The following is a 19531-nucleotide window of genomic DNA, read 5'->3' as shown; positions in this document are numbered from 1 at the left end:
TTAAATTTACTTGCAAACAAAGCTACTTGCCTTGCTAGCATCTCCGCCCACGTAAGTAGCCACCTTTGGATAGGCACACACTAAAAATTCCTTGCCAGCGTAGCTCTTGCTCTTAGCTAGCATGCTCTTTGGCGCTTCGCCCTTTTCGTGCCACGCTTCAAGCGCACTAAGCGGATCCACGTCATCTATGCCGTTGCCGCCACCGCAGTGGTTCATCCCCGGTAACGCAAAAAATGCCGCGAAATTTTGGCTATTTTCATTATCAGCCTCTAGCTTTTTAAACCAATCCCTTTGATCTTTTGCCGAGAAAACTGGGTCTGAGACGCCAGTTACTATAATGAGCTTGCCGCCATTTACACTAAATGAGCTAAGGTCTGTTGAGATGGCGTCATTTATCGCTGCGGTCTCAAAAGTCTTTGGCGTGTCTTTGTCAAAGTCGAAATTTATCGTGTCAAAATTTGGCTGCGCTGGTGTTAAAAAGTAGTAATTCACCGAGCCGCTTGAAAGCGTGATATTTCTAGCGTTTGGCTTGGCGCTTTGTGAGTCGCCTAGCTTCCACTGCCTCCAGCCCTCAGCGCTCACGCCTGAGTCGTAAAACCAGCCGCTATAAATTTGCTCGCCCTTGCTGTTTTTAGCTCCGTTAAAGATTTTCTCTATCGCCTCTATCTTTTGCTTATCTAAATTTAGACTTTTTGGATCAAATTTGCACGCCTCCCACGCATTGATGATCCCATCTTTTAGTCCGTCTAAGCCGTCACATTTTTCTAGCACGGCGTGGCTTAGCTTGTCAAGGTCATCCTGCGTTAGGGCATTTGCAAAAATTTTCTCGCCTTTTTCATTTTTCGGAGCTAACTTCATAAGGGCTTGGTTGTCCCACTGCTGAGCGATCGCCGCGCGAGATAGCCTAAAGCCAGGGTTTGCAGCGATGACGCCGTCAAATTCAAGTGGGTAGCGCTGGGCTGCGATTAGTGCTGCCCTACCGCCATTTGAGCAGCCCATGAAGTAGCTATGTTTTGGCTTTTTATCGTATGCGGCGGCTAAAATTTGCTTAGATGCGTCCGTGACCTTGCCGATCGCCTGATAGGCGTAGTCTAGCCTTGCTTGCTGGTCTAGCCCAAACTCAGCCGTTGGCTCTGGGTGTCCTGAGTTTGTTGTAACTACCGCGTAGCCTCTAAGAAGCGCTGGCGTGGCTGTGCTTGTACGTATCGGCACCGCGCCAAGAGCAGGTGCTACAAAGCCGTCCATGCCGCCTCCACCTTGAAATAAAAATTTCTCATTCCACTGCTCTGGCAGCCTTAGCTCGTAATCAATCGCATACTCTTTGCCGTCACTGCCGGTGCGCTTATAGAGTTTGCCATGCACCACGCAGTGAGGCTTTGCTTTGATAGTGTTTTTACTGCCACCAGTTAGCGCAGACATCTTATCGGCTGATACTTCGCCACTCTCGCTCCACAGCGCATCTATCATCTCGTTGTTTAAAATTTTTACATCTTTTAAACTCTCACATCCTGCCTTATCAAGGGCAAAAGCCGTGCTACTAACAAGCGCTAATGCGCAAAAAAGTGAAATTTTCTTCATAACATCTCCTAAAATTTTACCTTGCTAAATGAGGTCTCGTTTTTTAGGCCAAAGCCGTCAAATTCATCTATTAGCCCAGCTCGCTCTTTGGCGTAAGCCTTGTAGTTTTCGCTGTGGCGGTAGCTCTCAAAGCTAGCTTCGTCCTTGTAAATTTCAACCAGCACCCATTTGTTTGGCGCATCCTTTTGACTAAAGGCAAACTGCGCATAAGCACCCTCATCTACGCTTTTTTGCATATATTTTTTGATGATCTTTTCAAATTTCGCATCGCTCTTTGCTAAAAGGCTTAAATTTGTGATGTGAAAGTAGGCGTCTTTTAGGCGCTCTGGCGTTAAATTTTTAGAAAACGCAGCCCTCTTTTTCACGCTTATAGCCTTTTTACTAGCTAAAATTTCAGCGCTTGCGCTTGCAAATTTCTTAAAATGCGCCGAGCTTATATGCTTTTTATAAGCCGCCTCATCCTTGTAAAACTCAAGCACGTAAAATAGCTCTGGCTTGCTCTTTGCGCTCGCAAAAAAGATCGCCTGCGTGCCTGGCTCGCTCTTTGAGCTTAGTATATTTTCCCTGCCAAGACGCTTTAGCAAGCTCTTGTTATTTGGCGTTGAAATCAGCTCATATAAGCTCACTTTCGCCTCCGCCCCAAAGGCAAACGCCGCCAAAACCGCTAGTAAAAATAGCTTTTTAAACATCAAATCTCCTTAAATTTATCTTTGCTCCACTCTTTTCATCCAAGCAAAAAGCTCGTCTAAGTCGTAGTCGCCGCCATGTCCTTCTCCCCAGACCGCTTCGAAATCAACCTCTTTGCCAGCATTTTTAAGCGAAAGTGCGAGCATAGCAGGCACGGCAAGGGCTAGGTCGGTGTCGTTTGTGCCCTGTCTTATGCGGTAAAATTTCGCCGCCTCTTTGTTTTTAGCGTAGTTCATCGCATTCATCATCTTTATGACGCTAACCTCCGCCATCTCGCCCAAGCTTTGCTCTTTTGCAAATTTAGTAAAGTGCTTTGCAGGCGTTTTGCTATCACCAAAAAGGTCGTTTTCTGGATTTTCTAGCCCAAGGCCGTCAAAGGCAACCACCGCTTTGGCACGTTTTAGCGAAGCGATGAAGTCTTCTAGCTTAAAGGTATATCCAAGCGAGCAGCCCTGCGTGTCAAGTGTTATAAATTTAGGCGTTAGCGTGCTTTTGTCGCTGCTTTTTGTAGCGGTAAATGCCCTTGAGATGAGAGCGCTTATATACTCTTTGAAGCTACCCTCGCCATTTTCATCAAGGCTTAGCGCGTGGCCTTTGGCGTCTTTTAAATTTAGCGAGTTTAGATAGGCTGGAAATTTACTCTTTAGCTCGCGTGAGAGCTCTTTTTGCGTGGCGTTTAGCTCGCCTGTGATCATCTTTGGCTTTTTGCTTCTGTCATTAAAAGAGCTCGCATCAAGACTTGTAAAATCAATCATTTCAAATTTATCCAAATCCCCAAACATCCACTCATACGCCTCGTCTTCATGCTCTAAATTTGTCACGGGGCAGTAGGCTGAGACGGCATAAATTTGATCGTCCGCCTTTGCAGCGCCTAGCTCTTTAAGATATGGCTCATACTCTTTTGCATTTGCGCTAGTGCCAAGAAGTGCCGACATCGCGCCGCCTGCGCTCGTGCCGTTTGAGATGATCTTATTTGCGTCGCCTGGCATAAATTTGTCGTTAAATTTAAGATATCTAACGGCCGCTTTTAGATCGACTATCGCAGCTGGCGCTTTGCCGATAAATTTCTCGCCATCCTTTAGCGTCCTGCCCCTAGCGCCAACGCTTGCCACGACGTATCCTCTAAGAAGCGCTTCAAGGGTGGCATTTGGCTTTTCGTTTTGGATTTCTGGTTTTTGTGGCATTGCGCTCATGTAGCCGCCGATCGCGTTTGGCATAAAGATAGCCCCTTTTTGGTCGCTAAATTTACCCTCTGGCACATAGAAATTTAGCACCTCATAGTCACTAGCTGGCTTTGCCACATAGACTATGCCCTCATAGGCTCTAAATTTAAGCGTCCTCTCGCCAACTTGCACGCTTTTTAGCTCAAATTTCTTTTCATCAAATTTAAGCTCGCCGCCAAAGCAAGTGCCTACCAAACAAACCCCTAAAATAGCAACTCTAACGCATTTCATGATCTGCCTTTTTATTTTGTCCTACTTTTGCTTTACTAGCCTTAGCGTAGGCTACCAAGGTTTTAGCGCCTAGTTATCTTTTGGCTCGTATTTGACCGCATAGTCAAATTTAGGCTTACTTAGGCTAAACTCAAAGCTATCTCTATCGACCGAGCCAACGCAGTAGTGGCTATCATAAAGGCGAAGCAAAAACTCCGCCATCTGCTCGCTCGTGTGGTACTTTTTAAACGCTTTGTCGTAGTCGTAGCTCTCTTTGCTAGTTGCCACCATGCCAAATTCTGTCTTTGTGGCAGCTGGGACCAGCACTTTTGCCTGCATCTTTGCCTGCTTGTCCTGTGCTAGCTCGTGGTAAAGTCCCTCGCTAAAGGCACTTACGAAAAATTTGCTAGCGCAGTATGTGACGGCATTTGGCACGATTTTGTAGCCGCCTATCGAAGAGATGTTTATAAGCTGTGTATCTTTGTCTTTATATTTTTTAGTAAAGAGCGTTGAGAGCGTCACAAGAGCGATGATGTTTAAATTTATCATCTGCGTGATTTTTTCTAAATTTTGCTCGCCAACCTTGTTATAGTCGCCAAAGCCAGCGTTGTTTATAAGCGCTTTTAGCTCAAATTTTTCTAATTTTTGCCAAAGCAAGAGGGCATTTTCTTGCTTTGAGAGATCGCAAAGCTCTATCACCACATCGACATTTGCAAATTTAGCTATCTCGCTTTTTAGCTCCTCTAAAAGCTCGCCGCGCCTTGCAACTAGGATCAAATTCTCCCCACGCCTTGCAAATGCCTTTGCCGCGGCCGCTCCTATGCCTGAGCTTGCTCCAGTGATGGCGATGTATCTTTTCACTTCACATACTCCACTGGGCTATAAATTTTCACACCCTCGCTGTGGTCATCTTGTGCTACTTGCACGATCACTTTAGCGATGTCAGCTGCCTTCATCGGACGATACTCGTCAAAAAAGCCTTTTGGGATAAATTTAAACGCCTTTATCGCCAGATACTCGCCAAGTCTAAATTCCTTTCTCTCAGCCTCGATAAGTGGCAGTCTAGCGATATGAAATGAGCTATATCCAAGCTCTTTTATCTTTGCTTCTGCTTGACCCTTTGCCTTTAGGTAAAATGAGCCTGACTTTCTGTTTGCGCCTGCAGCTGAGAGCAAAACAAAGCGTTTCGCGCCGCACTCCAAGCCAAATTTGGCGAAATTTATCGGATAGGTCACATCGACTTTGTAAAACTGCTCTTTGTGCTTTGCCGCTTTCATCGTCGTGCCAAGCGCGCAAAAGACGTCATCAGCGATAAATGGCACCTCATCTTTAAAATCATCAAAATTTACTATCTTTACTTCAAGCTTTTCATGGGTAAATTCTAGCTCATGCCTAACAAGGGCGACCACCTTGTTATAGTGCTCACTCCCACATAAATCTTTTAAAATTTCACTTCCCACAGCGCCGCTGGCTCCTGCTATAAGGGCGACTTTTTTCATGTTTATCCTTTGTAAATTTTGGATAAATTCTATCTCGCTAAGGCAAAAATTTCGCTTATGGCCTCTTTTGTATAAATTTGCTCCAAGCCCCTGCCCTTGGCGTAGTCATAAACTAGCGCCATGATCTCGTCTAAATTTGACTCATCAACGCCGATTTCAATTAGGCTTGTTGGCGTGCCGATCTTGCTAAACCACTCTTTTAGCTTTTCAATAGCCTCGTCTGCGTCATCTACGCCAAAAATTTCTTTGCCAAAGCGCTTAAATGCCTTTAAATTTCTACTCTTATACCACTTCATCCATGCTGGCATCACCACACTTAGCCCAGCCCCATGCGCGCAATCAACCACCGCACCTATGGCGTGCTCGATCATGTGATTTGGATAAGAGTAACCAGCCGTGCCAACGTAAGTTAAGCCATTTAGCGCCATCGTAGCAGCCCAGGCAAACTCGCCTCTAGCGCCATAGTTTTCTGGCTCTTTTAGTAAAATTTCAGTCGTTTTCATGACCGTTTTGATGTTTGCTTCGATGTATAAATTTATGATCTCAGGCTGGATGCTCGCCGTAAAGTAGCCCTCGATGCTATGAGCGATGATGTCAGAGGCTGAATAGACCAAATACTCTTTGCTAACGCTTGCTTGAAGAAGCGGATTTACCACCGAGACTTTTGGGTAAAGACAAGCGCCGTGCATGGCAAATTTCTCTTTTGTAGCTTCATTTGTAACGACTGCGCCGCCGTTCATCTCTGAGCCAGTTGCAGCTAGTGTTATGATGTCAAAGATCATAAGCGCCTCTTTTGGGCATTTGCCAGTAAAAAAGTCCCAAACGTCGCCATTATATTTAACTCCTGCAGCCACGGCCTTGGCGCTATCAAGTACCGAGCCGCCGCCTATGGCTAGCACGCTATCGACGCCTTGCTTTTTAGCCAAATTTATAGCCTCATTTACCTTGCTTAGCACTGGGTTTGACTTCACGCCGCCTATCTTGCAAAACTCGATGCCATTTGCGCTTAGGCTCTTTGTGGCAACGTCAAAAAGTCCGTTTTGCATGATCCTGTCGCTGCCATAGATGATGAGCGTCTTTTTTGCGCCAAATTCTTTCATATATTTGCCGATGTTTTGCTCTTTGTCTTTGCCAAATTCTATTTTAGTAGGGTTTAAAAAGCTGAAATTTTGCATAGTTTTCTCCTTGTTTGCTTTTGTGATTTGAGGTAAATTTTAGTTAAATTTTCTTATTTTTAGCTATTTTTATCGGCGCTAAATTTAGAAATTTCTTAGTCTGATAGGTAGTTTTGATGTGATCTTATCTGGATCGAAGCTATTTTTTGGATCGCCTAAGCCTCCAAAATTTTCGCCAGTGTTAAAGAATTTTTGTAAGAAATAATCCCCTCTATATCCAAGCCCATAAAGTAGCTCTGACATCTCAGAGATATCCTTTTCGCTTAGTAGGTCCGCATGCACGGTCGTTCTAACTTCAAATTTAAAATTTATCTCTATGAGATATTTTAGCGTGGCGGCAAATTTCTCATATAAATTTGAGCCAGTAATGCCTATAAATTTCTCTTTTGGAGCTTTAAAATCAAGCGCGATGTAGTCAATCAGCCCCTCATCTATCGCCTCTTTTATAACACTAGGATGTGAGCCGTTAGTATCGACCTTTAAACTAAAGCCACGTACCTTGACCTCGCGTGCTAGCCTTAAAAAGAGAGGGTTTGCCGTGCATTCACCACCGCTAAAGACGATGCCATTTAGCTTGCCGACCCTGCGGTCTAAAAAGTCGCAAACTTCACTAAAACTTATAGTATCATTTGACTTTACGACCTCGATGTTGTAGCAGTATCCACAGCGCATATTACACCCTGCGAACCAGATGACGGCAGCTACTTTATCAGGATAGTCAAGCGTCGTAAATGGCGTTATACTAAAAATTTTTTGCAAATTTAAAACCTATGTGAAATTTAAAGGCACAGAGAATGTGCCTTTTTTTAAAAAAACGTATTTTATACTATTTTTTAAGATTTTGTGTTACTTTTTGCAGCAACTTGCGTATTCGTCAAATTTAACACGCTCTTTGTGCTCGCCTTTTTTGCCAAGGTTAAAGCTCTCAACCGGTCTGTGATAGCCCATAACACGAGTATAAACCACGCATCTTGTGCGTTTGTCTTGCACTTTTTCTAAAATTTCTTTTTCTGTCATTTTCTCTCCTTATTTGGATTTTTTCTTCTCATTTTCTATCAGCTCTGCATCACAAAGCGGGCAAAACTCATGCTCGCCAGCTATGTAGCCATGCTTTGCGCAGACGCTAAAGACTGGCGTTATCGTGATGTATGGGAGTTTGTAGTTTGAGATTATACTCTTTACAAGCTCTTTGCAAGCTTTAGCCGAGCTGATGCGCTCTTTCATATATAGGTGAAAGACGGTGCCACCAGTGTAGGCGCTTTGTAGCTCATCTTGCAGATCAAGCGCTTCGTAAGCGTCGTCTGTGAAATTTGCAGGTAGCTGGGTTGAGTTTGTGTAGTAGATATTGTCCCCCTCGCCTGCTTGGATGATGTCTGGGTAGCGCTTCTTATCCTCTTTGGCAAAGCGGTAAGTAGTGCCCTCAGCTGGAGTTGCCTCAAGGTTGTATAAATTTCCGCTCTCTTCTTGAAATGTCCTTATCTTATCGCGTAAAAAGCCAACCATCTCAAGGGCAAATTCTCGTCCAAATTTAGTTGAGATGTTCTCTTTATCGTCAGTGAAATTTCTAAGTAGCTCATTCATGCCATTTATGCCGATCGTGCTAAAGTGGTTGTTAAAGTGCTTTAGATACCTAGCCGTGTAAGGATAAAGCCCTCTGTCATACATCTCTTGGATAAATTTACGCTTCTTCTCTAGGGTTGATTTAGCTAGGTCTAAAAGGTAGCTTAGTCTGTTGTAAAGTGCGACCTTATCGCCTTTGTAGTTATAGCCAAGGCGGGCTAAATTTATAGTGACAACGCCTATCGAGCCAGTCATCTCAGCACTTCCAAAAAGACCGCCACCACGTTTTAAAAGCTCTCTTAGATCAAGCTGCAAGCGGCAACACATAGAGCGCACGTGGCCTGGTTTGTAGGCATTTTCGTTTTCTATCTTGTTGCCATTTTCGTCGTAAGTGTATTGCGAGCCGATGAAATTTTGAAAGTAGCTTGAGCCCATTTTTGCGGTATTTTCAAAGAGCACGTCGGCTACTTCGCTATCCCAGTTAAAGTCCTCTGTGATATTTACCGTTGGTATAGGAAATGTAAAAGGCTGTGAGCACTTGTCGCCAGCTGTTAATACCTCGTAAAATGCCTTGTCTATGCGTGCCATCTCAGGCTCGAAGTCCTTGTAGGTCATATCGATCAAATTTTTCCTGCCACGCTCGTTTGCTTTTTTCAAAATTTTCTCATCTTTTACATTTGTAAAGAGGTGTATATCATCGCTCGTTGGGATCTGATCCCTTAGGTCGCTTGGGCAGGTGATGTCTATGGTTACGTTTGTAAATGGGCTTTGTCCCCAGCGCGCAGGGACATTTAGGTTGAAAATAAAGCTAGTGATCGCCTTTTTGATCTCGGCGTCGCTTAGATCATCTTTGAAAACGTAAGGCGCAAGGTAGGTGTCAAAGCTAGAAAACGCCTGAGCGCCTGCCCACTCGCTTTGCAAAATGCCTAAGAAATTTGCCATCTGATAAAGCGCCTCTCTAAAGTGCTTTGGCGCCTTGCTCTCGACCCTGCCACGAACGCCGTTAAAGCCCTCATTTAGCAAAGCCCTTAAGCTCCAGCCAGCACAATACCCTGTAAGGCAGTCAAGGTCGTGGATATGGTAGTCACCGTTTCTGTGAGCTAAACCCTCTTCTTTGCTATAAACAGCGTCTAGCCAGTAGTTTGCTATGACTTTGCCAGCGGTGTTATTTATAAGGCCTGCGTTTGAGTAGCTTGTGTTTGAGTTTGCAGAAATTCTCCAGTCGGTGCCGTTTATATACTCATTTATCGTTTGGGTTGAGTTTATATAGGTCGTATCTTCATTTAACCCTAAAATTTGCTCGCGTTGGAGCTTGTGGGTGTGGCGGTAGAGCATGAAGCTCTTTAAAACTTCAAAATGTCCGCCGTCAAATAGCTCTTTTTCTATCGCGTCTTGGATGTCTTCGACTGTTATCGTGCTTGATTTTTGAAAGATATCTTGGACTACATTTGTAAAAACTTGCTCGTCGTAAGCTTTATTTTCGCTGGCAAATGCCTTTTTTATAGCATCTACTATCTTGTATGCTACAAATTCTTGTCTTGTGCCATCTCGTTTTAAAATTTCACGCATCACTTGCTCTTTTCTGATTGTTTTTTTGATATGGAGTTTAAAAGTATAGGACAAGAAAGCTTAAAATATAGAAAACTTATTTTATTTTGTTTAATAATATTTATCAAAAAATATAAAATTTTAGAGAGTTTTATTAAGTATATTTTTACGCATTTTAGGCATTTTAAACTAAAATTTGATTATTTTTACTTAAATAATTATTTTAATTTTAGTTTTTAAAATAGTAGATTTGAAATTTTACAGGTCAATCAAGCTTATTTGGGTATAATCTCAAAAATTTAAAGGACAAAAATGACTTCAATGAATATACAAATCAACAAATACATACTAGTCTTAAGCGAATAATTGATTAGCTGAACTATGATATGCATTTAACACAATAACGAGCAGAAGTTGTGAATGATGTAAACAAGTCAGATATTTAAGATCATAAAAAATAGACTTAAATATAATAAATTAATATTCACTACACTATATTCTAATTTTTCTTATTTCTTATAGCATATTCAATCCAATTTTCTAAATTGCTTTTTATATCATTATATGTATTATCAGATTTTGGATTAAAAACTGGTATAAATTTTGATAATTTTTCTCTACTATTTTTTATTTCAATATATTCAAATGGATTATACCCTATACTATCTTTGTAGCCATTTTTATCTTTTAAGTTATGTATATAAATTCCCATTAAAGCCTTGCCTTCATTCCATGCTTTTATTATTTCATATTTTACCCAGTCTCTATTTGCTGTTTGATTGCCTATTAAGACAATAACACAAGAGCAACTAAACATGTTTTGCGATATCCATCTTTCAATAGCTTGCTTACCTTCTCTTTTTACTTTTTCCCAATCATTAGAATTACAAATTTTTTGTCCTTCGACTACGCCTATATTTTTTATTTGACTAACTCTCCAAATATCTCTATCGTAATGAAAACTAAAAAATACTTTTCTCATTTTTCCCTTTTATTTAAAAAATTCAAAAATTAGAATGAGTATAAAAATACCACCATAAAATGTCCATACGCTTTGAGATTTATAAACATTTAATATATCGTAAAGTGTGATCTTGCCATTTATACTAAATTTAAAGATTTCTTTAAAATCTCCATTTTGAAATTTATCAACTTTCTTATTATATAAATCTCTAAATCTTCGTTCAAATAGTAGATAGTATGCATCCAAATATGAAAATGCTAACAGAGGTATAATAGACACAAAAATGCTACTAACATTTGCTCTGAAGATTATTGCGACAGCAATTAATGCAATAGTCCAACCTTTCATTTTAAAAGAATTATCAGCCATTCTTTTGATTGTATCTTGAAGCATTTTTAATTCTTCTGTTAATAATTTTAGTTTGTTATCTTCTGACATATTAAACCTTGTTAGTTTTACTGACAACCTTCACACTCGATCGAGCGGTCAGCTACATCGTTTAGTTTTTCGCTGTCAGGCGACTCTGAGCGTAGATAGTAGGTTGATTTTAGTCCAAGCTCCCATGCAAGCGTGTAAATTTCACTTAGATATCCGCCGCTTGCTTTGTCTAAGCTCATGAAGATATTTAGACTTTGACCTTGATCGATCCATTTTTGGCGGATCGCACCTGCTTTTATAAGAATTCTCTGATCAAGCTCATAAGCTGGCGTGTAAAACTGCCAAGTATCTGGGCTTAAATTTGGCACGACATTTGGGATCATACCACTTAGGTTGTGCTCGAACCACTTGCGCTTATAGACTGGCTCGATGGTCTGAGTGGTGCCAACAAGGATCGAGATCGAGCTAGTTGGAGCGATCGCCATTAGGTAGCCGTTTCTCATGCCGTCACGCTTGACTTTCTCTCTTAGCTTATCCCAGTCGCAGACATTTTCGTCAAATAGCCCGCCTTTATCGTTTAAAAGCGCCTTTGCGTTCTCGTTTGCGGTGTCTATCGGCATGATGCCTTTGCTCCATTTTGAGCCTTCAAATTTTGGATAGATGCCCTTTTCTACGGCTAAATTTGAGCTAGCGTAGATCGCGTTGTAGCTTATGTTTTCCATTATGCTATCAATGAGCGCCAAATGCTCATAGCTGCCCCATTTTACGTTTTTCTCAGCTAGCATTTGCGCCTCGCCCATGACGCCAAGGCCGATCGAGCGAGAAGCTAGGTTTGTGTGTTTTACCTTTTTGTGTGGGTAGAAATTTAGATCTATAACATTATCAAGCATCCTGATAGCTATCGGCACGACACGCTCGATGTCCTCTTTGCTGTTTATCTTGCTTAAATTTATACTTGCAAGGTTGCAAACTGCAGTTTTGCCCTCGATGCTCTCTTTTTCTACGATAAAAATTTGCTTGCCTTTTAGGCTATCAAGCGCGCTAAGCTTTTTGGCCTTTTTAGTTATGCCACTATCGACCGTGACGTCTTCTTCTTCGTCAAATAGCTCCTCGCCGCCATCTTCATAAGTGATCTTGATCTTATAGTAGTTTGGCGCTGTGTTTTGGAAAATTTCGGTGCATAAATTTGAGCTTCTGATGATGCCCTCGTGGTCGTTTGGATTTGCTTTGTTGGCGTTATCTTTAAAGCACAAAAACGGCATGCCCGTTTCAAAATAGCTAGTTAAAATTTTCTTCCAAAGCTCTTTTGCAAGGATGGTGTTTTTCTGGATATTTTCGTCGTTTTCATACTCTAAATATCTCTTCTCAAACTCTTCGCCGTAAAGGTCGCAAAGGTCGCTTACTTGAGCTGGGTCAAAGAGGCTCCAGCGGCCATTTTCTTTGACACGCTTCATAAATAGGTCGTTTATCCAAAGTGCAGGGAAAAGCTCGTGCGCGCGGCGTCTCTCTTCGCCTGAGTTTTTACGAAGATCGAGAAAATCGCTCACGTCCATGTGCCAAGGCTCGATATAAACAGCGATCGCGCCCTTTCTAGTGCCTAGCTGATCAACCGCTACTGCGATGTCGTTTGTCACTTTTAAAAATGGTATGATACCGCCAGCTGCGTTTTTGTGTCCGTCGATACTGCCGCCCATCGCACGCACCTTGCTCCAGTCCCAGCCGATACCGCCGCCAAATTTTGAAAGTAGCGCCATCTCTTTGTAGCTATCAAAAATGCCCTCGATATTATCAGGCGTACTACCTACGTAACAGCTGCTTAACTGGTGGCGTGTAGTTCTAGCGTTTGAGAGCGTTGGCGTGGCTAGCATCACTTCAAATTTAGAGATAAGATCATAAAATTTCTTTGCCCAGCCTTGACTATCTAGCTCGTTTTGCGCAAGAAACATAGCGATCGCCATAAACATGTGCTGTGGCAGCTCGATAGGCATACCGCTCTTGTCTTTGATGAGATAGCGATCATAAAGCGTTTTGATACCAAGGTATGCAAACTGAAGGTCGCGCTCAGGCTTTATGTAGGCGTTTAGATCCTCAAGATCGTACTTCTCTTTTAGCCCAGGGATGATGCGTCCTACTTTTTCGCCCTTTGCGAGGTAGTCTTTTAGATGGTTGTAGCCGTTAAAGCCAGTCACTTTGTGATAAAGGTCGAACAAAAATAGCCTCGCAGCGACAAATGTCCAATTTGGGCGGTCGATGTCGATCTTATCAACTGCTGTTTTTATAAGAGTTTGCTGAATTTCCTCAGTCGTTATCATATCTCTAAACTGAATTTTCGCATCTACCTCAAGCTCACTAAGACTTACGTTGCTAAGACCTAGGACGGCTTCGTTTGTGTATTTTTTGATCTTGCTGATATCAAGCTCTTCTGTTCTACCATTACGTTTTATAACTTTCAAAAATGTCTCTCCGTGTTAAATTTTAATTTGAGATTTTATCCAAAAAGATATAAAAACTCTCTTTGCCAAAAACTACTCAATAAATATAAAATTTACCACCAAAATGAGAAAGATAAAGGCTTACTAAAAACTCTTATTTTTCTAGCGCGAGGGTGATAAAAAAATGTTAAACGTGATGAACTTTTGGATTAGCTTTGGCAACAAAAGATTAAATGCGCCAACATTTTGCCGATAAATTTTGCTGATGCTTGTAAAAGCTACTTGAAAATGTCGCCCTTGGCTGATAAATTTTGCGAGCTAAATTTAAAGTGGATTTTGTATTATGGTATTTGCAAGGGGCTAAATTTACCCCTTGCGTTTAAATTTATTTGCCAAAAACTCTGGCGAAAATTTTATCTACATTTTTGGTGTAGTAGTTGTAGTCAAAGCACTCTTTGATCTCATCTTTGCTAAGGCTCTTAGTTAGGTCCTCGTCGTTTAGCAAATTTTGTAAAAATAGACTGTGACCTTGCTCGTCGATCGCTTTTTTGCCCTCTTGCAAGTCCGCCCAGACCTTCATGGCGTTGCGCTGAACGATCTTGTAGGCGTCCTCCCTAGAAATCCCACGCTGTGGCAGCTGCAAAAGCACGCGCTGTGAAAAGACCAGACCGCCTGTTAAATTTAAATTTTTCATCATATTTTCTGGATAGACGACTAAATTTGCTATCAAATTTTTGATACGAACCAGCATAAAATCAGCCGTGATAAACATATCTGGCAGGATAAATCTCTCAACCGAGCTGTGGCTGATATCGCGCTCGTGCCAAAGGGCGACGTTTTCAAGAGAAGGCGTGACGTATGAGCGTAGCACCCTGCAAAGACCGGTGATGTTTTCGCTAAGGACTGGATTGCGCTTGTGTGGCATCGCGCTTGAGCCCTTTTGTCCTGGGCTAAAGTACTCCTCCGCCTCATAAACCTCAGTCCTTTGGTAATGTCTAATAGCGACTGCGATCTTCTCGCAAGTAGAGGCTAGAACTGCGATAGCGCTTACAACATGTGCGTAGCGGTCGCGCTGGATCACTTGGTTTGACGCTGGGGCAGCTTTTAGACCGAGCTCCTCGCATGTTAGCTCTTCAAATTCCATCGGAGCGTGGGCTAAATTTCCCATAGCGCCTGAGAGTTTGCCATAGCTAATCGTATCTTTTGCATCTTTGATGAGCTTTAGCGCCCTTGCAATCTCGTCATACCAGATGGCAAGCACGAGGCCAAAAGTTATCGGCTCGCCGTGGATGCCGTGGCTTCTACCGACCATGAGCGTATGCTTGTGCTCGTTTGCCCTATCTTTGACCGCCTGCATGAACTCCTCTACGTCGCTGATAATGAGTTCTAGGCTCTCTTTCATCTGAAGCGCGACGGCTGTATCGATACAGTCGCTTGAGGTCATGCCGTAGTGCACGAACCTGCTCTCCTCGCCAAGGCTCTCGCTGACGCTTGTTAAAAATGCGATGACATCGTGTTTTGTCGTCTTTTCTATCTCGTCGATGCGAGCCACTTCAAATTTAGCATTTTTGCAAATTTTCTCGCAGTCGCTATCGCTTATGAAGCCGAGCTTATTCCAAGCTTTAACGGCAGCTTTTTCCACCTTGAGCCAAGCGTCATATTTTGCTTGTATGCTCCACTTTTCAGCCATCTCTTTGCGTGAGTATCTTTCGACCATTGTTGAACCTTTTGTGTTAGTTTGCTTTTGTCCTGAAAGTATAAATTTGGCTTTTTGAGCCAGAAATCACGTCGTGTAATTTCTCTAAATTTAAGTTTTGATTATATAAAATCCGGGCTGAAATGTCGGTTATACGCTTATAAATTTGGGCTTAAGATAGCTCGCTCGTTTTTCAAAGGATCATTTTTGCCCTATGTAAATAAATTTATCATTACTGCAGATCATCAAAAAGCTTACGAAATTTTGCTGCAAAATGGCTTTAATATAAGTCAAACCCAGCGTCTCATCGATAAAGGCAGGCTGATCTGTAGTGGCAGTGTCGTGAGTGAGAAAAATGCCGTTTTGTGCGGCGATGTCTTTTTGATCGACTATGAGACCAAGCCAAAAGGACTAAAACCGATCTTTGAGTGCAAGAGCTTTGCGATATTTGACAAGCCAAGCGGAGTGCTGAGCCATCCAAATGGCAGGCACTGCGACTACTCGCTAAACGATGAAATTTACACACTTTTTGGGCGAGAAGCGAGCGTGGCACATAGGCTAGACTGCGAAACAAGTGGCGTGATAGTTGTGGGAAAAGATAGAAATTCTACGATAAAACTAAAGAAGATTTTTGAAAACAGAGAGGTTTCTAAAAGCTACGTCGCGATGGTGCAAGGCAAGATCGAGCGAGAATTTACGATCGATGCTAAGATGGATCTAGCGAACAACTACGACGATGTGAAAATGCGAATGCAAATTTGTGAAAATGGAAAAAGTGCGGTGACTAAAATTTTGCCGATCAGATATTTTGATGATATCGATACGACTTTGGTTCGGGCTATCCCACTCACTGGTAGGCAGCATCAAATTCGGTTGCATTTGTTTCATGTGAAACACAAGATCATTGGCGAACCACTTTATGGTTTGTCACGTCCGCAGATCGAGAAAATTTTAGATAAAGAGATGAGCGAGTGTGAACGGATAAATTTAACTGGATCAACAAGGCTCTTGCTTCATTCGGATGAAATTTCATTTAAATTTGATGAAATTTTTTACACCATAAAAAGCAAATTTGACGCCGAAAGTGAGTTTTATAAATTTGCAAAAGAAAGTTTTATTTTAGCCTAAAGGTTTTATTTTCTTCTGCAAGTTTTTCTAACTCTATTAAATTTTCTCTGCTTTGCGTCAAAAACTCATCAAATTTAAAACCTAGCACTACTATTCTATAAAGCTCTGGTTTATTTTTTCTCCAATTATAGATAGTTTTTGCATCTACTTTTAAAATCCCAGCCATATCACGTTGTGTTAAATTTGCCATTCCTGATCCTATTTTTTGGGAGATTTTAAAGTAAAGCTTTATAACTTTTAACAAAGTAAATATTTCTTACTTATATTTAAATATAAGTAATTATTCCTTTAATTTATTATTTATTAAGAACATAGCAGGTAATATTTCCGTTTAAATATTTAAAAGGAGGCAAGATGAATAAAATCATCAAAAAGACATTTGGGGGACTTAGTATGTCATATTATTTAAGACATCTATTTTTTGGCGCTATAATGGCAGTATTTTTTATATATATGTTTTACAATTTAGGTAGAGCATCGATTTTAGTGGCTCTTGTTTTTGTGGCAAATGCTCTAATTTATCCGTATTCGCGTTTTGTTTATGAAAGTATAGTCGATTTTATTTTTGGGAATAACGTCTTTTTTGTAAATGCATTATTTTTACTTGCAACTAAAATTATAACTATGCTTATATGTTTTAGCTTTGCTATATTTATCGCGCCTATTGGACTTATATATCTTTACTACTATCACAACAAAAACAAAACCTTTGACGAGTAGATTTTATAAGCCAAACTTTAGTTTATACTTGCACAAGTTTGGCTTTAATACCTTAAAAAATACTATTTCTCCCCAGATATAACTTTAATAAGTCCAAAGATTCCAACTCCAACTACGATACATATAAAAATTATCTCGGCGATATCAAGAGCTGTCATTTTTTACTCACGTTAGTTTTATCGTTAGTTGGTTTTTCTTCTGTTTTAGCTGCGTTCTTATCGCTAACGTTAGCTCTGAATTTTGGGTTTTCATTTCGCTGTTTTAGCTGGCCACAAGCAGCACTTATATCAAGTCCTTTGCTCTGCCTGATCGTACAGGTAACGCCATGATCCCTTAGATATTCTTGAAATTTTAGCATGCTAGCAAGCTCAGGCCGTCCAAATTCACTACCTTCATGCGGGTTAAAATAGATCAAATTTACCTTTGCCTTAATACCATGAAGCAGTTTTACAAGCTTTTTAGCGTCACTAACGCTGTCGTTTAAGTCTTTGATAACAAGATATTCAAACATTACACGCTTTCGCATATCGATAGGAAATCCCCTAACAGCATCCATAACAGCCTCGATATTATACGCCTTATTTATCGGCATCAGGCGGCTTCTAAGCTCGTTAGTAACAGCATGTAGCGATATGGCCAGCAAGACACCAAGGTCCATCTCGCCAAGCTTTTTTATCTGGCTGCCAAGGCCACTTGTTGAAACGGTTTGACGGCGTGGCGATATAGCCAAACCCTCATTAAGGGCTAAAATTTTGATCGCTTTACTAACGTTAGCAAGGTTATCAAGCGGTTCACCCATACCCATATAGACAACGTTTATGCGCCTTTCGTATGGTATGTTATTCCCTCTTTTTATCCATAAAATTTGCCCTACGATCTCCCCAGCAGTCAAATTTCTAACAAGCCCGCCCTTTGCTGTTAGGCAAAAAGCACAGCCCATTTTGCAGCCAACCTGCGAACTAACACAAACAGTGTAACGAGCATGGCGACTAATCTTGCCATCTTCGTCGCTAATCTCCTCTTTCATCGGCAACAAAACGCTCTCTATCTTTAGTCCATCTTTTAGCTCAAAAAGATACTTGATAGAGCCGTCGCTACTTTGCTCAAATTTCACACATTTTAGAGGATCAAGATAAAATTTCTCAGTCAGATCCTGACGCATATCCTTTGGCAAATTTAGCATTTGGCTAAATTCAGTAGCATTTTTTTTATATACCCACTCATAAATTTGCGTCGCTCTAAAAGAGGGAGAGACTAGCTCTTTTAACTCTTCAATGCTAAGATCAAGCAAATTTTTCACATATTTTCCTTTACATATTTTATTAGTAGCTCTTTGGCAGCAGAGTGATTTTTTATAAAGTCAGCATGCGCATTTTTATCACAAAAATTTGTCGCTACAAAAATTCCATAAGCCGGAATTTTAAAAATTTGAGCCACTTTTAGAACAGAAAAAAACTCCATATTTTCTAAAAAATAACCCTTTTCAAACATTTTATGGGCCAAATTTTTGTCTGTCGTTATGAAATTTGATGAATTTGTTTTGATAGTTCCACGTGAAACAATAGAAGAAATTTCACACTCAATAGGCGAATAAGATCTATTTTCTATGCTAGAAATTTCAACATTTGCCCCAATCGAGCTTTCATAAATTTGTAAAATTTCACCATCTTTATAAAGGCCAGCTGAGCCAACAAAAACTATCTTTTCTAGCATTTGATATAAATTTCGCTCGGGATTTTTTGACGAATTTTGGTTTAGATTTTGCAGCTCTGGGTTTGATGAGTTTGCAAATTTAGCCTCGATCTTTGCGAGGTAGTGCGGATCAATATTTTTTAAATTTATACCCTTTTCATCAGCTCCCGCGCATGATTTTTTTTGCAAAAACTTTGTCAAATTTATCGCCATATCGACTAGCCCCACCCCCATTGGCAAAGCAAAGTCAAAAATTTCATTTTTTCCAGCTGAGATAACTAACATCAGAGCCTAACCTCAACGCCATTTGCTTTAAGATACTCTTTTAGTTTTTTTATCTCGATCTCGCCAAAGTGAAATATCGAAGCCGCCAAACACGCATCAGCCCCAGCCTCAAAAGCCTCTTTAAAATGCTCCACCTTGCCAGCGCCACCACTTGCAATAGTCGGTATAGAAAGCGCACTAAATATCTTTGTTAGCTCCAAGCTAAAGCCCTGCTTGACGCCGTCGTTGTCCATAGACGTTAGCAATATCTCCCCTGCTCCGCGCGACTCGACCTCTTTTGCCCAAGCAAAGGCATCTTTTTTGGTATCGATCCTGCCACCATTTATAAAAACACTATAACCATTTTCGATCTTCTTAGCATCGATCGCTACGACGACACACTGTGAGCCAAATTTCTTAGCCGCTTCGTCGATCAAATTTGGATCTTTTATCGCCGATGAGTTTAGGCTCACCTTGTCGCAGCCCGCATTTAAAAGGCGTGAGATATCATCTATCGTGCGTATGCCACCGCCAACGGTTAGGGGTATAAAAAGCTTGCTTGCGACCTTTTTTACCACATCAACTATCGTATCACGACCAAGGTGAGAGGCTGTGATATCCAAAAAGCAAAGCTCGTCAGCGCCCTCGTCGTTATATCTTTTAGCTATCTCGACTGGGTCTCCAGCATCGACAAGTCCAACAAAATTTACACCTTTTACGACCCTGCCGTCTTTTACGTCGAGGCATGGGATTATGCGTTTTGCAAAATGATTCAAA

17 protein-coding genes and 1 pseudogene are annotated in these 19531 nt (G+C 41.3%); 2 read left to right on the top strand and 16 right to left on the bottom strand.

Going from position 1 to position 19531, the window contains the following annotated elements; all coding sequences use genetic code 11:
* Positions 1–6: 6 nt before the first annotated feature.
* From HMPREF1019_RS07935 to purB, 12 genes and pseudogenes are all read right to left on the bottom strand, one after another.
* Positions 7–1578 (bottom strand): tannase/feruloyl esterase family alpha/beta hydrolase, encoded by a 1572-nt coding sequence (locus tag HMPREF1019_RS07935; RefSeq protein WP_009295207.1) that lies wholly within the window; start codon positions 1576–1578, stop codon positions 7–9.
* An 8-nt stretch (positions 1579–1586) separates the two neighbouring features.
* A complete protein-coding gene (locus HMPREF1019_RS07930; RefSeq protein WP_009295206.1) occupies positions 1587–2267 on the bottom strand; it encodes a putative quinol monooxygenase in 681 nt (226 codons plus the stop codon).
* A gap of 15 nt (positions 2268–2282) precedes the next feature.
* A complete protein-coding gene (locus tag HMPREF1019_RS07925) occupies positions 2283–3719 on the bottom strand; it encodes a subtype B tannase (RefSeq protein ID WP_009295205.1) in 1437 nt (478 codons plus the stop codon).
* Positions 3720–3788: 69 nt separating this feature from the next.
* Entirely contained in the window at positions 3789–4559 is a 771-nt protein-coding gene (locus HMPREF1019_RS07920) for an SDR family NAD(P)-dependent oxidoreductase (protein WP_009295204.1), read from the bottom strand.
* Positions 4556–5197 (bottom strand): NAD(P)H-binding protein, encoded by a 642-nt coding sequence (locus HMPREF1019_RS07915; protein ID WP_009295203.1) that lies wholly within the window; start codon positions 5195–5197, stop codon positions 4556–4558. The genes HMPREF1019_RS07920 and HMPREF1019_RS07915 overlap by 4 nt, the downstream gene beginning before the upstream one ends.
* A 29-nt stretch (positions 5198–5226) precedes the next feature.
* Entirely contained in the window at positions 5227–6372 is a 1146-nt protein-coding gene (locus HMPREF1019_RS07910) for an iron-containing alcohol dehydrogenase (RefSeq protein ID WP_009295202.1), read from the bottom strand.
* An 84-nt stretch (positions 6373–6456) separates the two neighbouring features.
* On the bottom strand, positions 6457–7131 hold the full coding sequence (locus HMPREF1019_RS07905) for an anaerobic ribonucleoside-triphosphate reductase activating protein (RefSeq protein WP_009295201.1): 675 nt from the start codon (positions 7129–7131) through the stop codon (positions 6457–6459).
* 87 nt (positions 7132–7218) lie between these two features.
* A pseudogene (locus tag HMPREF1019_RS07895) lies at positions 7219–9501 on the bottom strand (ribonucleoside triphosphate reductase).
* 478 nt (positions 9502–9979) lie between these two features.
* Positions 9980–10462, bottom strand: coding sequence for a TIR domain-containing protein (locus HMPREF1019_RS07890; RefSeq protein WP_009295198.1), 483 nt, complete (start codon positions 10460–10462; stop codon positions 9980–9982).
* Positions 10463–10471: 9 nt separating this feature from the next.
* Entirely contained in the window at positions 10472–10882 is a 411-nt protein-coding gene (locus tag HMPREF1019_RS07885) for a hypothetical protein (protein ID WP_009295197.1), read from the bottom strand.
* Between the two features lie 17 nt (positions 10883–10899).
* Complete coding sequence (locus HMPREF1019_RS07880) at positions 10900–13275, bottom strand: ribonucleoside-diphosphate reductase subunit alpha (protein ID WP_009295196.1); 2376 nt, start codon at positions 13273–13275, stop codon at positions 10900–10902.
* A gap of 364 nt (positions 13276–13639) precedes the next feature.
* Positions 13640–14971: an adenylosuccinate lyase gene (purB, locus tag HMPREF1019_RS07875; RefSeq protein WP_009295195.1), complete on the bottom strand. Its 1332-nt coding sequence runs from the start codon at positions 14969–14971 to the stop codon at positions 13640–13642.
* 186 nt (positions 14972–15157) lie between these two features.
* Between purB and HMPREF1019_RS07870 the strand changes: the two genes are divergently transcribed.
* Positions 15158–16078: a pseudouridine synthase family protein gene (locus HMPREF1019_RS07870; protein ID WP_009295194.1), complete on the top strand. Its 921-nt coding sequence runs from the start codon at positions 15158–15160 to the stop codon at positions 16076–16078.
* Here HMPREF1019_RS07870 and HMPREF1019_RS07865 read toward each other — a convergent pair.
* Positions 16065–16268 (bottom strand): transcriptional regulator, encoded by a 204-nt coding sequence (locus HMPREF1019_RS07865; RefSeq protein ID WP_002940622.1) that lies wholly within the window; start codon positions 16266–16268, stop codon positions 16065–16067. The genes HMPREF1019_RS07870 and HMPREF1019_RS07865 overlap by 14 nt on opposite strands.
* A 164-nt stretch (positions 16269–16432) precedes the next feature.
* On the opposite strand from HMPREF1019_RS07865, the gene HMPREF1019_RS07860 reads away from it, so the two are divergent.
* Positions 16433–16798: a hypothetical protein gene (locus tag HMPREF1019_RS07860; protein ID WP_009295193.1), complete on the top strand. Its 366-nt coding sequence runs from the start codon at positions 16433–16435 to the stop codon at positions 16796–16798.
* A gap of 154 nt (positions 16799–16952) precedes the next feature.
* On the opposite strand, the gene rlmN is transcribed toward HMPREF1019_RS07860, so the two are convergent.
* The 3 genes from rlmN to hisF are packed head-to-tail and all read right to left on the bottom strand — an operon-like array spanning position 16953 to position 19530.
* Positions 16953–18098, bottom strand: coding sequence for a 23S rRNA (adenine(2503)-C(2))-methyltransferase RlmN (gene rlmN / locus HMPREF1019_RS07855; RefSeq protein WP_009295191.1), 1146 nt, complete (start codon positions 18096–18098; stop codon positions 16953–16955).
* Positions 18095–18775: a purine-nucleoside phosphorylase gene (locus tag HMPREF1019_RS07850; protein ID WP_009295190.1), complete on the bottom strand. Its 681-nt coding sequence runs from the start codon at positions 18773–18775 to the stop codon at positions 18095–18097. The genes rlmN and HMPREF1019_RS07850 overlap by 4 nt, the downstream gene beginning before the upstream one ends.
* Complete coding sequence (gene hisF / locus HMPREF1019_RS07845) at positions 18775–19530, bottom strand: imidazole glycerol phosphate synthase subunit HisF (RefSeq protein WP_009295189.1); 756 nt, start codon at positions 19528–19530, stop codon at positions 18775–18777. The genes HMPREF1019_RS07850 and hisF overlap by 1 nt, the downstream gene beginning before the upstream one ends.
* Position 19531 lies beyond the last annotated feature (1 nt).

The sequence above is a fragment of the Campylobacter sp. 10_1_50 genome (assembly GCF_000238755.1).
Taxonomy (GTDB): domain Bacteria; phylum Campylobacterota; class Campylobacteria; order Campylobacterales; family Campylobacteraceae; genus Campylobacter_A; species Campylobacter_A concisus_R.
The sequence above is the reverse complement of the archived record's forward strand: the minus strand, read 5'-3'. Positions and strand labels throughout refer to the sequence as shown.

Excerpts from the sequence above, each read along its gene's own strand:
- HMPREF1019_RS07935 (WP_009295207.1), bottom strand. The coding sequence starts at position 1,578 with ATGAAGAAAATTTCACTTTTTTGCGCATTAGCGCTTGTTAGTAGCACG.
- HMPREF1019_RS07930 (WP_009295206.1), bottom strand. The coding sequence starts at position 2,267 with ATGTTTAAAAAGCTATTTTTACTAGCGGTTTTGGCGGCGTTTGCCTTT.
- HMPREF1019_RS07925 (WP_009295205.1), bottom strand. The coding sequence starts at position 3,719 with ATGAAATGCGTTAGAGTTGCTATTTTAGGGGTTTGTTTGGTAGGCACT.
- HMPREF1019_RS07915 (WP_009295203.1), bottom strand. The coding sequence starts at position 5,197 with ATGAAAAAAGTCGCCCTTATAGCAGGAGCCAGCGGCGCTGTGGGAAGT.
- HMPREF1019_RS07910 (WP_009295202.1), bottom strand. The coding sequence starts at position 6,372 with ATGCAAAATTTCAGCTTTTTAAACCCTACTAAAATAGAATTTGGCAAA.
- HMPREF1019_RS07890 (WP_009295198.1), bottom strand. The coding sequence starts at position 10,462 with ATGAGAAAAGTATTTTTTAGTTTTCATTACGATAGAGATATTTGGAGA.
- HMPREF1019_RS07885 (WP_009295197.1), bottom strand. The coding sequence starts at position 10,882 with ATGTCAGAAGATAACAAACTAAAATTATTAACAGAAGAATTAAAAATG.
- purB (WP_009295195.1), bottom strand. The coding sequence starts at position 14,971 with ATGGTCGAAAGATACTCACGCAAAGAGATGGCTGAAAAGTGGAGCATA.
- HMPREF1019_RS07865 (WP_002940622.1), bottom strand. The coding sequence starts at position 16,268 with ATGGCAAATTTAACACAACGTGATATGGCTGGGATTTTAAAAGTAGAT.
- HMPREF1019_RS07860 (WP_009295193.1), top strand. The coding sequence starts at position 16,433 with ATGAATAAAATCATCAAAAAGACATTTGGGGGACTTAGTATGTCATAT.
- HMPREF1019_RS07850 (WP_009295190.1), bottom strand. The coding sequence starts at position 18,775 with ATGTTAGTTATCTCAGCTGGAAAAAATGAAATTTTTGACTTTGCTTTG.